The following is a 13,384-nucleotide window of genomic DNA, read 5'->3' as shown; positions in this document are numbered from 1 at the left end:
ATTGGTTGATTTCACTTCATTCAGTAATACCATAGTACCTTTAGGGCGAGGTCGTCAAATAAAAACATCGAGGTTGTTATTATCTCTGACATTATTTGTAGAAGCAATCGCACCCGACTTCCGTCGCTGTTCTTCTCATAAATTTGAGCTATCTTTATCGGTATTCAATTTTCCCTGATAAATATCCGTACCGCCTAAAAAATCCTATTACAAATAGCCAAATACCATTAATGAAAAATGCCGGAACAAAGGAGAAATTACAACACTCAAATTCTGACGGAAAAGAAAACGATCAGCTTATAGAATCATTTCAGCTGCAAGTTGCTCATTACAAAAAAGAGAAGGACATTTTACTGGCTTTGAGTGACGATATCACCAAGGTCCGCGACAAGAATGACCTTATCACACTTTTTAAGAAACGAATCAAAGGTCTATATCACATTACACATACCATTGTTACGCTGATTGACTACAAGGAAGGTTCCTACACGCCTTTTCTGCTCGACAATGATGGATCACCCATACGTTCACATGACAGGTATAGTGAAATGGTACAATCGCATTTTTCATTGAACGAACCATTTATCCAGACAGTGTTAAAGTCGGATGGCCCCATTTCGTTTGTATTGGAAGATATAATGGACAAGCCTGATAGCCCGCCTTTTCTACGCGTGAATTACGAAAAAGGCGTAAAGTCAATTTTAATGACTTGCCTGATGAAAGAAGGAAAGCCAATGGGTTTTATTCATATTTATTCTGATGATGTTAATGGCTTCAGCGAGGAATTCCGAAGCGTGATCAAAGGTATTGTGCCGCAGATATCCGGCGCCGTATCTAACATTATCAAAAACGAAGAAATACTCAACAAGGAAAAGGAAAAATCTTTTTTGCTGGACTTTAGTAGTGCTATTGCTACCGTTAAAACAAAAGAAGAATTAGCTAGTGCGGTTCACAATGCATTGAGGAAGCTAAGTCCTGAATGCGGTTTTATTATTCGTCGTATTAATGAAGATAACAGCACATTGAGTCCTTATGTTTATCATTTCAATAAGCAGCTCGACAGAAAAATGCTGGCAGCAATGGAGCAGTCGCGCTTTCCTATTAACGATGGACTTCAAAACCGGATTTTGGCCAGCACCATACCTTTATTTTTTAGTGCTGAAAAAGAACTACAACGCGGTAATGCATCAGGCTATGTACAATTTTGGAAAGAGCTGGGCATTAGCAACTTTGTAGGAATTCGCCTTCGCAATGCAGAAACAAATCTTGGAATATTATTGCTCGACATTGAAGATATCAATCTTGAATTGGTGCAGGGCATCTGTTCGCAAATATCGATTGCCATGTCCAATATTATTGCGCACGAGCAGGTAGATAAAAAACAAAATGAACAGGCATTCCTCCTGGGTTTTAGCACTGATATTACTTTGGTAAGAACCAAACAAGATCTGCAAGATGCCATTTTTACCGTACTTGATAAAACAATGCATACGAAGCTTGCCATGATCCGTGTGATAGATGATGATGGTATTCATTTGTCTCCATTTATGTTTGATCGTTCCTTGTTTGACAATGGAAAAAATGATTTTGAGAAAATGTCCTCAATGCGCATAACTGTTGACGAAGCCTATACTGCGCAGGTATTGGCTAGTAAAGACGGTGTAATGTTCAATGTGGAGGAAGAATTAAGGAACGGCAATGACTATGCGAAGTTGTGGAAATCGACCGGGTTGAAAAATATGTACGGTCTGCCATTGCGGGTGAACAACAAACCCATTGGTACGATCTGGTTGTTGGCCAATAAACTGAGCCAGCTAATTGTGAAAGGAATTTGTTCGCAAATATCCATGGCAATTGCCAATATACAGGCAAATGAAAAACTGTTTGCCTACAAGAAAAAACTGGAAGTGGAGAACGATTACCTGAAAGAGCAGATCAAAACCATTTACAATTTTGCAGAGATCATTGGCAGTGGAGAGGAAATGCAAAAAGTGTATCGATTAATGTCACTCGTTGCTGAATCAAATACAACTGTATTGGTACTCGGTGAAACCGGCACCGGCAAAGAGCTGATCGCGAGAGCCATTCACAATTCGTCGCCGAGAAAAGACAAGCTGATGGTGAAAGTGAACTGCGCCGCATTGCCATCAAATCTTATAGAAAGTGAGTTGTTTGGGCATGAACGTGGTGCTTTTACGGGCGCGATAGACAGACGCATAGGTAAATTCGAACTCGCGAATAACAGCACACTTTTTCTTGACGAAATTGGAGAACTTCCATTGGATGCGCAGGCGAAATTATTGCGTGTGATCCAGGAACGCGAACTGGAGCGGATAGGAGGCAAACAGGTTATTAAAATTGATGTGCGCCTGGTAGCCGCGACCAATCGTAATCTTGAAGAAGAAGTGAAAGCGGGTCGTTTTCGCGCCGATCTGTATTTCCGTCTAAACGTATTTCCTATACATTTGCCGCCATTGCGCGAACGCAGTGAAGACATTGAAGCACTCACACATTTCTTTGTTCAGAAATACAGCAGGAACACTGGGCGAAAAATTAAAAAGATTGCGCCAAGAGTGATACAGCAGCTCCGCAGCTACACATGGCCTGGCAATGTAAGAGAGCTGGAACACCTGATTGAACGCAGCATATTACTTTCCACCGACGGCGCTCTTGAAGAAGTATATATCCCTCAAAATACAGATCCGGGAAAGAAAGATGAAGCTCATCTTCTTAATCGTTCTCTTGAAGAAATGGAGCGATCTTACATCATCGATACGCTGAAACGCTGTCTCGGCAAGATTTCTGGCCCCGGCAGTGCCGCAGAAGTATTGCAAATTCCCGGAAACACTTTGCACTCAAAAATGAAGAAGCTCAATATTAATAAGGCAGATTATTTTGGGAATTGAAAGTTCCTGCCCGACTGCGTCAGTCAGGCGGGGAAAATTGAAAATTGAAAATGCCAAAAGGTCGAGCATAATAGACAGTGTTCGACCTTTTGGCATTTTACAAACAGGAGTGTAGCCAAATTTTAGGCACCCCATTTTCAATTTTCAACTTTCAATTTTCAATTAACGAAACCTCCCTGCCCGTAGTGAAATTGTTCATGATTTCACTAAATACAGTGAAAAATTTGATGGTCATTTTTGTGAAGAGTGCTGACAATCAATGGTCTATCGAATTGGCACGTCGTTGGCCTTATCAGGCAAGCACAATCACAATTAAAAAATCAAATTATGAAAATCGTAGTCATTGGAGGTTCAGGCCTCATCGGTTCAAAAGTAGTTGCACAATTAACTCAAAAGGGGCATGAGGTGATTGCAGGTTCTCCTTCTAGTGGTATCAACACCATCACCGGAGAAGGATTGGCTGATGCAATGAAAGGTACTGATATTGTTATTGACCTTGCCAACTCTCCTTCGTTTGAGGACAATGCTGTTATGGAATTTTTTCAAACTGCAGGTCGAAATTTATTGGGAGCCGAAATTACTGCAGGTGTAAAACATCACGTAGCGCTTTCTATCGTTGGTGTTGATATCATGCAAAACATCGGTTACATGAGAGCGAAAAAAGTACAGGAAGATATCATCAGGCAATCTGGCGTGCCATACACCATTGTTCGAAGCACACAGTTTTTTGAATTCGTCGGCGGAATTGCTAACCAGGCAACACAAGGAAACGAAGTGCATTTGTCTGATGTTAAGTTTCAACCGATAGCTTCAGATGATGTGGCTGCGTTGGTAGTAAAACATGCATTGGGAGCGCCTGTTAATGGCAAAGTTGAAATTGCCGGCCCTGAACGTTTTGATATGTTTGAAGTAGCTGCGCGTTATCTTAAATATATTGGCGATACACGCAAAGTTGTACCTAATGGCAGACCTGAATATTTTGGCGGTGAAGTTTCTCACACTGCATTAGTTCCTGCAGGTGAAGCTGAACTGGGTGCTATTAATTTTGAAAAATGGTTGAGTACACAATTACAAAAAGCCTAATCTCCGCGTCTGCCATCTGTTGAAACGAAGACGACGGGTGACAGCTTGCCGAGGCGGTTGTAACGGGAATGCACTTTCCACCTGTTCGTGCATAAGGATATCCCTACGCTGGCGTACGATCCTTACGAAAACCAGTCAACAACACGGCAAGTCAACAGGTCGCAGCAACATTTTTTCCTTTCATTTTTATTGTAAAATCCTTTGTTCGATCCCACCAGCGGATCGGCACAGGCAGGCTTTTGAAAAAAAATAATCACCAGTTAATCTACAATCATGAACAACTTTTTTAAACATCACATTCCAAATCTGGAAGTAGAACCAAATGAACATCCACTGCTTCCGTTGCACGAGCACGAGCATAATACCAGCGAAGGCAGCGAATTTCTTGACGATGCCATACGTATGCATGATCAACCGTTAACAGGTAACGTTGATGCCATTGCTGCAGATGCTGGTGAAAATCTTTTCTGAGACGCATCGCGCCGACAACAACAAACGCTGAGAGTCACTGCCTCACCAATAAATTTTAAAACTTATCAAAAGCATGTTATGAAAAATTATTTATCCCTCGCAGATGCTTTATCCGACCTCAAACAAAGAGGTTACGATATAGATTTCGCAGCAGAAACAGAATCTGTTTGCCTGTACAGTGGAGAGCTTGATATGAGACTGGACCCGGATGAATTTCATGTAGATGAAGTTTACAGATTTGATTGCAATGCTATCCAGGACAACAATTCCATTCTATATGCGATTTCTGCCCCTGTTTCAGGTGTAAAGGGAACGCTGGTAGATTCGATCGGAACATTTTCCTGCAATCTCAGTTTTGTTTTGGCAAGCAAAGTAAACATAACCTATATCAATTCCTGAACACATTGTAACGGTTTAATCGATCACTATTAAAAATAAAAATCATGAAAATCGTAGTAATCGGCGGGAGTGGGTTAATCGGCTCAAAGCTTGTAAATAGCCTCCTTCAGCTTGGCCACACAGTTATACCGGCATCGCCACAATATGGCATCGACACTATTACCGGCGAGGGCTTGGGAGAAGCATTAAAAGGCGCAGACGTAGTTGTAGATGTTTCCAACTCGCCATCCTTTGAAGATCGTGCTGTACTTGGGTTCTTTAAACGCTCCACTGTAAACATTCTAACAGCAGCTATTTATGCCGGCGTAAAACATCACGTTGCAATATCCGTTGTGGGTGCTGATCGATTGCCGGACAGCGGCTATCTCCGCGCAAAGATCGCACAGGAAGAATTGATTAAAGAGTCGGGCATTCCATATACCATTTTGCGATCAACCCAGTTTTTTGAATTTGCAGGTAGAATAGCAGAAGCCGCAACAATAGGCGACGAAGTGTATATTTCACCGGCAGGCTTTCAGCCTATAGCTGCAGATGAAGCTGTGTCTGCCTTAGCAGAAATTGCCGTGAATGCACCAACGAACGATACGGTAGAAATAGCCGGCCCTGTTTGCATGCCAATGTATGAGTTCATTCGCTACTACCTGACAGAAATAGAAGACTCCCGCCAACTGGTGATGGATGAGCATGCCCGCTACTTCGGCGCAGAACTTACTGACGAATCTCTTGTACCCGGCGAGACTGCACTACTCGGCAAGATAAAATATGAAGACTGGTTCCAGAAGCAATTGGAAACAACTTGAAGTTTATAACCACGTAACACGTCAGGGAAAACATTATTTACACAAACATTTTTTCAAACAAAAAAATCATACACCATGAACGAGTTTCTAATCGCGATCCACAGAGATCTTACAAGCCAACATCAAGCACCTTCTCCAGAACAAATGAAAGACGCCTTAAAGCCTTACCAGGAATGGATTGCAGGTATAGCTGCCGAAGACAGACTGGTGGCTCCGCCCAAAAGATGGGATCTGGATGGAAGAGTGATAAGCTCTGCCAAAAAAGTACACGAAGGTCCTTACGCGGAGGGAACAATATCCCTTGGAGGATTGTTCCTGATAAAGGCAAAGGATTATGAAGAAGCCGTGCAGATCGCAAAAGGATGCCCCATCATTAAGTATGGTGCCATTGTCGAAGTGCGTATGGCGATTCCTGCGGCGTAGAAGAAATTGAGAGTTGAGAGTTGAAAGTTGAAAAAGCTTAAACTTTCCATTCTCAACTCTCCACTCTCAACTCTCAACTAAAACTTACATCATGTACATCGGCAAATCCTACAAGCTCTCGGAGTTTCTTTTGTGGACAAGAAAGAGCATATTATGGCTATTGATCGCGGGCATTGTTCCTACTGTACTTTATGAAGTCTTTGACATTAAATGGATTTCGATTCCCTGGGCAGTAGTTGCTTTGCTTGGTACCGCGACAGCATTTGTAGTAGGGTTTAAAAACCAGCAAACCTACAATCGCACCTGGGAAGCAAGGAAGGTATGGGGAGCCGCCATGAGCGCCAGCCGTGCATGGGCCATGATGTGCAGGGATTTTATAGATGATAGGACAATGTCCAAAGAAGTTATTTATCGTCACTTTGCGTGGCTCACTGCTTTACGGTATCAGCTTAGAGCGGATAAAGCCTGGGAAACAACCGGTAAGTCTTACAACAGGGAGTATGCCCAGTATTATACCGTTCCTGAAAAAGAAACACCTATTGAGACAGAGTTGTCAAAATATTTATCCAAAGAAGAACTGGAAACAGTTTTATCGAAACACAACATGGCTACTCAGTTGCTAAGTAATCAAAGTGAAGTGCTAACCAATCTCACAAACAAAGGAACTATTGAAACATTTCGTTTTCTTGAAATGCATGGTGTGTTGCGTGAGTTTTCCAGTCACCAGGGTAAAAGTGAAAGAATCAAGAATTTCCCATATCCAAGGCAGTATGCAACCATCAATACTTTCTTTGTGAGGCTGTTTTGCATTTTACTTCCATTCGCCATGCTGAAAGATTTCAACGAACTCAACAACGTTGTAAACGGCGCATTAAAAGGATACATGATCTGGTTTGTTATTCCATTCAGTGCTTTGATATCCTGGGTTTATACATCACTTGACCAGGTGGGGGAGAGTACAGAAAATCCTTTTGAAGGAAATGCGAATGATGTTCCGATTTCACAAATGAGCCGTGTTGCCGAAATTGATATCAGGGAAATGTTGGGAGAGGCAGATTTGCCTCCGGCATTAAAGCCTCAGAATGATATCGTGTTGTAGCAGCCGCTTGATAAAAAAACAATTTCAATTTCCAGTTTAACACAACTATAAAACAGCATTGGTTAAATGGTTGTACCTGTTTCCAACGACTAAAAAATAAACGTCGTCAACATTATTGCTGTGCTAAAAAAATAAAAGTTGAGAATAAAAAAAAGCATCCTTCACGGCTAAAATTCTCCAATTAAAAAACATAAATCAAATGAATACTTTAAGAAACAATACAGTGCTTGTCACTGGCGGAACGGGATTCGTTGCTGTACACGTTATTTTCAAATTATTGCAAGAAGGATACGTTGTAAGAACCACACTTCGTTCGTTATCCAGAAAAGAAGAGTTGATTGCAGCATTAAGATCAGCAGGGATTAATGACTTTGATAGGCTTAGTTTTATTGAAGCTGATTTGTTAAAAGATGAAAATTGGGACGATGCGGTTGACGGGGCGGATTATGTGCTGCATTTGGCATCGCCATTTCCCGGTAAAGAGCCCAAAGATGAGAATGAGTTGATTGTTCCCGCTCGTGATGGTGCATTGCGGGTGCTGAAGGCAGCCCGGAATGCCGGTGTTAAGCGAGTGGTGTTAACTTCCTCATTTGCTGCTATAGGCTATAGTGTCCATGAAAAGGGACACGTTTTTACTGAAGAAGATTGGACCGATGCCAGTGCAGCTATTCCAGCCTATATCAAATCTAAAACTGTTGCTGAAAAAGCAGCTTGGGAATTTGTTAATACAGAAGGGAACGGGTTGGAGTTTGTAGTAATCAACCCCGTTGGAATTTTTGGACCAGTATTGGGCAATATACTTTCTGCCTCGGTAGATGTTGTGATTAAAGGAATTATAGAAGGCACTACCACCATTAGTCCAGATCTCACACTTGGAGTAGTTGATGTGCGAGATGTAGCCGGTATCCACATTCTCGCTATGACAAATGCTGCGGCTAGTGGTCAACGTTTCCTCGCGGCAGCTGATGGGGTAATGAGTTTCTATGACGTTGCACAACTAATAAGAAAGGAACGTCCTGAACGTGCTTCAAAAATTGCAGATATTAATAAGACCGACGACTCTTTTTATATTGAACTATCAAACAATAAAGCAAAAACACTTCTACATTGGAACCCTCGTTCGAAAGAGGAAGCAATTCTTGCGAGTGTCGATAGTTTGATCCAGAATTAAGTTTATCGACAGGCAATTAATAAGGCAGCAGCAGTGCTGCCTTATTTGTTTTTATGAATTGATGAAAAGCAGATCAAGCGGGTTTGCCAATTGGTTTGGAATACTCGTTCTGTGCAATTCACTTGGGGAATTAAACACCGTCAGCCACTATCGGCTTATAGTCATAAATTATCTGAATACGAGTTCCGTTGTCATTTGTAATATTGAGGGTTCCGCCTAAATCATCTGTGAGACCTTGTAACAATTCCATTCCCATAGAAGCCCCAATCTTATCATTAAAATCACTAGGAAGACCGCTTCCATTATCTGCAATGCTTAACAGAATTTGCGAGTCTGAAATATGAGATAGAGAAATTGAGATTTTTCCGTCTGCTGAATTTGCAAATGCATACTTAAACGAATTGGTAATTGCTTCATTGAGAATCAGGCCCAATGTAATCGCCGAAGCCTGGTTCATTTCAATATTGTCTATCTGTAATGAAAACCCAACGTTTTCGCGGATTGCGTAGCTTTCCCGGAGATACTCTACCAGTTCATATATGTATTCGGGCATATGAATGGTAGACATGTTTTCCGACTGATAAAGTTTTTGATGAATGATGGACATGGAATATATTCTGTGCTGGCTCTCCTTGATTGCAGATAATGCTTCGTTGTTCTTAAGATAGCTTGATTGAATTTCCAGCAGGCTTGAAACAATATGGAAGTTGTTTTTTACACGATGATGAATTTCTTTTACCAGCCATTCCTTATCCTTAACCAGCTGCGCCAACTCGGCGTTTTTTTCATTTATTTCCAGGTTGGTTTTCTGCTTCTCACGATACAGGTAATATACTAACCCGGTCACGATTAACATGACCAGGATCCCCGCTAATGTGATTTTCCTTATCGTATTAGATTGCTGCAACGTTGCCTTCTGCACTATATCCCTTTGCTTTAAAAGTGCAATGTCTTTATCCTTGGCTTCTGTTTCATACTGTACCTGTAGCTCGGAAAACTGTTTCGCTTTTCCAAGACTGTAAATGCTGTCATCAAATTTGGTGTACATCCAGTATTCGTTCAACGCGTTTAAATAGTTGCCGTGAGTGGAATCCAACTTGTACTGCAACCAATGGACCCTCGCCATATTGAATACATCATTGCTATCTATAAATTGTCTTGCCTGCTCCAGATGCTTTTCTGTAGCAGGAATATTTCCCAATGAAAATTGATACCTGGCCATGTCCATATAACCAACAAATACATTGCCCTTTTGGCTGACACGATTCTTGAGTGAATCAAGAAGGGGCAGCATTATTGTATAGTATTTTTCGCATTGCTTATTTTGTCCCAGGGCATGGTAACAATATCCAAGCACATGAGCAACGTTCATTTTATCAGCTACCGTAATTGGCGGATATTCATTGGTAACTCTTAAAATAAAATCAAGCGCCTTTTGTATCGTCCCTAATTTTGCACCAAGTTTTGCGATCTCAAGGCCTATATGGGTAAATTGAGGATACCAGGTTCGTTTGGTCCTGTTAACTGATTCCATCGAAATACTTTTTTCTAACCAGTAAAGAGCCTTATCGTGATTGGTGAAATTGGAATATATCTGCGCCATTGCGCCATATAAAAAGTTGGAAAATGCCAGATCCCCTGTGGATTCCATGATGGTCACAGCGGCGTTGTATTCTGTAAATGCATTGGCCCAGTTGTTTTCTCTCTCTTCCAGGTACCCAAGCACACGATGGTTATAGTGTGTATGCCTGAACCCAATTAAATTTTCAAGCTCCGTTACATGCTTCAATTGTGGTTTAACCGTATCGAATTGTCGACGCACAAAATATATCTCGTATATACGGGTGAGCATTTCAATTTCACCAACTGTGTCTTTGAGTTGGCGTGACAAACTGAGCGCTTCGTTCAGATCTGTTTCTTTTTGATCATCATTATAACTTGCATTCGAACCACGGTTTGCCAATGCTTTGAATAGGAGGGTTGTTTTTTTGGCATTTCTTGCAAGCTCTACTGCCTGAGTGAAATAACTTTTGCTTTTGTCTGCCTCATTGCTTTGCAAATAATATCTGCCGAGTGCAATCAGGGCTGCGTGTTGATAATAAACATCCTTTGCTTTATCCGCTTCCAATTTGGCAGAAAGAAAAAATGGAAGGGCTTTATCCAAATCATTTTTATCAGCGCCAGATTTAAAGAGATAATCATTCCCTTTTTCCAAAGACTGTTTGATGTGATTCTCGGGACCGTCTGCGTAGTCTTCATCATAATAAAGGGAGTAGGGTAAATATTCCACTTCACTTACCATAATGGCCGTGCTGTCCAGATCCAACTGGCCCTGTAAACTAAAATATACAAAGGAGGTAGTTAACTTGAATTGAAGGCGTTGTTTTGGCACCGAATAACCATTCGATGACTGAGATTGGCTTGTCTGACCAAACGAATCCGTCAATGCCAAGTTGCCCGCAATAAAAAAAAGGATGGTAATTAAATATTTTGGACTCATTTTTCCCCTTTTTAATAACAATATACAATTCAATGTCGTTTCTTTAAGAACATTCAATAACATTGTTTCTGTTTAACGAGGCTTCGACAAGCTCAGCCTGACAGCAAAAGCGGGTTGTCAGGCTGAGCTTGTCGAAGCCTTCTCGCTAAGAAACGACGTTGATATACTGTTGTCGGGTGATAGCAATTTCAGGGCAGCAATTCCAGCCATTATTTTTTTTCAATGCCTAATTTTTTGATTCTGGAATTAAGGGTATTGACATTTATATCGAGAATTTCGGCAGCGCCTCCCTTCCCGGATATTTTCCAATTACAGCTTTCAAGTACGGATAAAATGTGATCCCTTTCATTTTCTATCATCGTTTTAAATCCATTCTTGCCGTTCGCTGCAGCACCGACAGCAAGCCTGGAAACTGGTATTTCAAGCGATTCAATAACTGAAGTATTTGTAAGGACTATATTTCGCTGTATGGTATTCTCTAGTTCCCTAATGTTTCCCGGCCAATCATATCGCATGAGCATGTCGTTAGCTTCCGATGATAATGTAGGAACCTGTTTACCTTCTTCCTGGCTATATTTTTTTAAAAAATAATTTGCTAATAGAGGTATATCTGCTTTCCTTTCTCGCAGCGGAGGAAGTAGTAAAGGAAAAACATTGAGCCGGTAAAAAAGATCAATACGAAAACGGCCCGCTGCTACTTCTTCTTCCAGGTCCTTATTGGTTGCAGCAAGTACACGTACATTAATCTTTTTCGGCGTTCCTCCGATTGATTCAATTTCTCTTTCCTGCAAGACACGTAAAAATTTTACCTGTAATTCAAGAGGCAACTCACCAATCTCGTCCAGAAAAATGGTTCCTCCATCAGCCAGCGCAAACTTGCCTTCTCTTTTAGTGATCGCTCCTGTAAAAGAGCCTTTTTCGTGGCCGAACAAATCAGATTCGATGAGATTTGCAGGGATAGCTCCGCAATTAACAACGATGAATGGCTGATAACGCCTGGCAGAAATTTTGTGAATTGAATGAGCAATCAATTCTTTTCCCGTGCCGCTTTCGCCTAATATCAGGACAGAGGTATCTTTAAGACCCACCATTTTGGCAAGCTCAAGTATATCAAGAAATTTTTGACTCTTTCCTATCAGATTGCTGAATTCAGCAGGAAGTATACGCGGTTCGGATTTTTGTGAAGATGTGGTCTGGATTTTCTCAGGCATTCGATGTTTGTGCAGATACAGAGCAACGTCAATCATGATCAATACATCCTTTGCGCGAAAAGGCTTTACCATAAAACCATACGGTTTTGTAGATTTTGCGGATTCCAATATCTGCCTGTTCGAATTGGCTGACAAGTAAACAAACGCCATATTTTTTTCACTGAGAATATGGCCGAGATCAATGCCAGTGCCTTCTCCTTGCAGCATTATATCAACCAACACCAAATCAGGTTTTTCTTTTTCAATGATCGAAACTGCTGTGGTGACTGATCGTGCGATGGTGCAAGTAGAATACCCGGCGTTAGTTAAGATAACGTTGAGACTTTTTGCCTCGATAAATTGATCTTCAACAATAAGAATTTTTGCTTTCAATGAAACTCAATTTGATTTTTACTATTCACGGATAAATTTACAACAGTTGTTTATCTAAACCATAAAACACTCTTTTTCAAAATTATAGTCACGATTTTTTTCAATAATTATTGATATACCAATAATTATTTCAGCCTGCGAAAATTAAAATTCTACAAATCAACCAACTATAATATTGGCACATCAGTTGATTTCCTACGTTACAAATAATTAAAAAATAAAAGGAAAAATGGCAACAGGTTATACAGCGCATAAGGATTGGGGTATTGGTTATGTGTTGAACAAACTGGAAAAGAAGGAATACACACTGAAGCTAAGACGAGAAGCTACCTGCCTTTATTGTTTCGAATTGAATAATTGGATACTGCCGGAAGATTTTATGGTTGACGAATATTATCACTTCGGAGAGGCGGCAGACCCCGATGCAGAACGTATCCTTTACGCTATTTCCTTGTCGAACGGGTTAAGAGGTTTTTTGATAGATAGCTGCAATGCTTATACGGATAATATAAGTCTGCAAATGGTGCTGAAATTTAGATTGAATGATCTGAGAAATTCGGCGGGAGATTATTCAAACATGAATAATGAAGAGCCAACAAAAGCTATCAATTCTGACAATCAAAATTTTTAAACATCATGAATACATATAATTCACTTATAGATGCACTACAAGATATTGGCGGAAGGGGCTATACGCAATATTTTGAAATGGAACATTCGGGAATTTATTGCGACTTTCTGGATCTGCGTTTGCATCCCGAAGAATTCATTGTGGAAGAGGTACATAGGTTCGAAGAAAATTCTGATCCGGAAAACAGCGCTGTCTTATATGTTATTTCATCCACGTCGGGAATTAAAGGCACATTGATCGATGGCTATGGTCTTTATGCAGAGAATTTGAGTTTTGATATGGTCCAAAAGCTACGGACCTCAAATGGCATATAGCACT

The 13,384-nt window shown here is 40.8% G+C and carries 12 protein-coding genes; 10 read left to right on the top strand and 2 right to left on the bottom strand.

Annotated features, from left to right (window positions below):
* Positions 1 to 230 precede the first annotated feature (230 nt).
* From KTO63_RS01810 to KTO63_RS01775, 8 genes are all read left to right on the top strand, one after another.
* Positions 231 to 2,906: a sigma-54-dependent Fis family transcriptional regulator gene (locus KTO63_RS01810; protein ID WP_217789410.1), complete on the top strand. Its 2,676-nt coding sequence runs from the start codon at positions 231 to 233 to the stop codon at positions 2,904 to 2,906.
* Between the two features lie 327 nt (positions 2,907 to 3,233).
* Positions 3,234 to 3,989 (top strand): SDR family oxidoreductase, encoded by a 756-nt coding sequence (locus tag KTO63_RS01805; protein ID WP_217789409.1) that lies wholly within the window; start codon positions 3,234 to 3,236, stop codon positions 3,987 to 3,989.
* 273 nt (positions 3,990 to 4,262) lie between these two features.
* The gene (locus tag KTO63_RS01800; protein WP_217789408.1) at positions 4,263 to 4,460 is read left to right on the top strand and encodes a hypothetical protein; all 198 of its coding nucleotides are present in this window, start codon (positions 4,263 to 4,265) and stop codon (positions 4,458 to 4,460) included.
* Positions 4,461 to 4,538: 78 nt separating this feature from the next.
* Positions 4,539 to 4,859, top strand: a complete 321-nt coding sequence (locus KTO63_RS01795) for a phosphoribosylpyrophosphate synthetase (protein ID WP_217789407.1) — start codon at positions 4,539 to 4,541, stop codon at positions 4,857 to 4,859.
* Between the two features lie 44 nt (positions 4,860 to 4,903).
* On the top strand, positions 4,904 to 5,659 hold the full coding sequence (locus tag KTO63_RS01790) for an SDR family oxidoreductase (protein WP_217789406.1): 756 nt from the start codon (positions 4,904 to 4,906) through the stop codon (positions 5,657 to 5,659).
* 75 nt (positions 5,660 to 5,734) lie between these two features.
* Positions 5,735 to 6,082: a YciI family protein gene (locus KTO63_RS01785; RefSeq protein ID WP_217789405.1), complete on the top strand. Its 348-nt coding sequence runs from the start codon at positions 5,735 to 5,737 to the stop codon at positions 6,080 to 6,082.
* Positions 6,083 to 6,173: 91 nt separating this feature from the next.
* Positions 6,174 to 7,181, top strand: a complete 1,008-nt coding sequence (locus KTO63_RS01780; protein WP_217789404.1) for a bestrophin family protein — start codon at positions 6,174 to 6,176, stop codon at positions 7,179 to 7,181.
* Positions 7,182 to 7,380: 199 nt separating this feature from the next.
* Complete coding sequence (locus KTO63_RS01775; protein WP_217789403.1) at positions 7,381 to 8,352, top strand: SDR family oxidoreductase; 972 nt, start codon at positions 7,381 to 7,383, stop codon at positions 8,350 to 8,352.
* Positions 8,353 to 8,482: 130 nt separating this feature from the next.
* On the opposite strand, the gene KTO63_RS01770 is transcribed toward KTO63_RS01775, so the two are convergent.
* Together KTO63_RS01770 and KTO63_RS01765 are read right to left on the bottom strand one after the other, a co-directional pair.
* Positions 8,483 to 10,852: a tetratricopeptide repeat-containing sensor histidine kinase gene (locus tag KTO63_RS01770; RefSeq protein WP_217789402.1), complete on the bottom strand. Its 2,370-nt coding sequence runs from the start codon at positions 10,850 to 10,852 to the stop codon at positions 8,483 to 8,485.
* Between the two features lie 209 nt (positions 10,853 to 11,061).
* Positions 11,062 to 12,435 carry a sigma-54-dependent transcriptional regulator gene (locus tag KTO63_RS01765; protein WP_217789401.1) on the bottom strand — a complete coding sequence of 458 codons (1,374 nt, stop codon included), beginning with the start codon at positions 12,433 to 12,435 and terminating at the stop codon, positions 11,062 to 11,064.
* 229 nt (positions 12,436 to 12,664) lie between these two features.
* On the opposite strand from KTO63_RS01765, the gene KTO63_RS01760 reads away from it, so the two are divergent.
* Together KTO63_RS01760 and KTO63_RS01755 are read left to right on the top strand one after the other, a co-directional pair.
* Positions 12,665 to 13,066: a hypothetical protein gene (locus tag KTO63_RS01760; RefSeq protein WP_217789400.1), complete on the top strand. Its 402-nt coding sequence runs from the start codon at positions 12,665 to 12,667 to the stop codon at positions 13,064 to 13,066.
* Between the two features lie 5 nt (positions 13,067 to 13,071).
* Positions 13,072 to 13,380 (top strand): phosphoribosylpyrophosphate synthetase, encoded by a 309-nt coding sequence (locus tag KTO63_RS01755; RefSeq protein WP_217789399.1) that lies wholly within the window; start codon positions 13,072 to 13,074, stop codon positions 13,378 to 13,380.
* Positions 13,381 to 13,384: the final 4 nt, after the last annotated feature.

Source organism: Pinibacter aurantiacus (assembly GCF_019130065.1).
GTDB lineage: Bacteria > Bacteroidota > Bacteroidia > Chitinophagales > Chitinophagaceae > Pinibacter > Pinibacter aurantiacus.
This window is presented reverse-complemented; position numbering and strand designations above follow the sequence as displayed.

What these genes read in the sequence shown, in the direction of transcription:
- KTO63_RS01810 (WP_217789410.1), top strand. Translation starts at nt 231, where the DNA reads ATGAAAAATGCCGGAACAAAGGAGAAATTACAACACTCAAATTCTGAC.
- KTO63_RS01805 (WP_217789409.1), top strand. Translation starts at nt 3,234, where the DNA reads ATGAAAATCGTAGTCATTGGAGGTTCAGGCCTCATCGGTTCAAAAGTA.
- KTO63_RS01800 (WP_217789408.1), top strand. Translation starts at nt 4,263, where the DNA reads ATGAACAACTTTTTTAAACATCACATTCCAAATCTGGAAGTAGAACCA.
- KTO63_RS01795 (WP_217789407.1), top strand. Translation starts at nt 4,539, where the DNA reads ATGAAAAATTATTTATCCCTCGCAGATGCTTTATCCGACCTCAAACAA.
- KTO63_RS01790 (WP_217789406.1), top strand. Translation starts at nt 4,904, where the DNA reads ATGAAAATCGTAGTAATCGGCGGGAGTGGGTTAATCGGCTCAAAGCTT.
- KTO63_RS01785 (WP_217789405.1), top strand. Translation starts at nt 5,735, where the DNA reads ATGAACGAGTTTCTAATCGCGATCCACAGAGATCTTACAAGCCAACAT.
- KTO63_RS01780 (WP_217789404.1), top strand. Translation starts at nt 6,174, where the DNA reads ATGTACATCGGCAAATCCTACAAGCTCTCGGAGTTTCTTTTGTGGACA.
- KTO63_RS01775 (WP_217789403.1), top strand. Translation starts at nt 7,381, where the DNA reads ATGAATACTTTAAGAAACAATACAGTGCTTGTCACTGGCGGAACGGGA.
- KTO63_RS01770 (WP_217789402.1), bottom strand. Translation starts at nt 10,852, where the DNA reads ATGAGTCCAAAATATTTAATTACCATCCTTTTTTTTATTGCGGGCAAC.
- KTO63_RS01760 (WP_217789400.1), top strand. Translation starts at nt 12,665, where the DNA reads ATGGCAACAGGTTATACAGCGCATAAGGATTGGGGTATTGGTTATGTG.
- KTO63_RS01755 (WP_217789399.1), top strand. Translation starts at nt 13,072, where the DNA reads ATGAATACATATAATTCACTTATAGATGCACTACAAGATATTGGCGGA.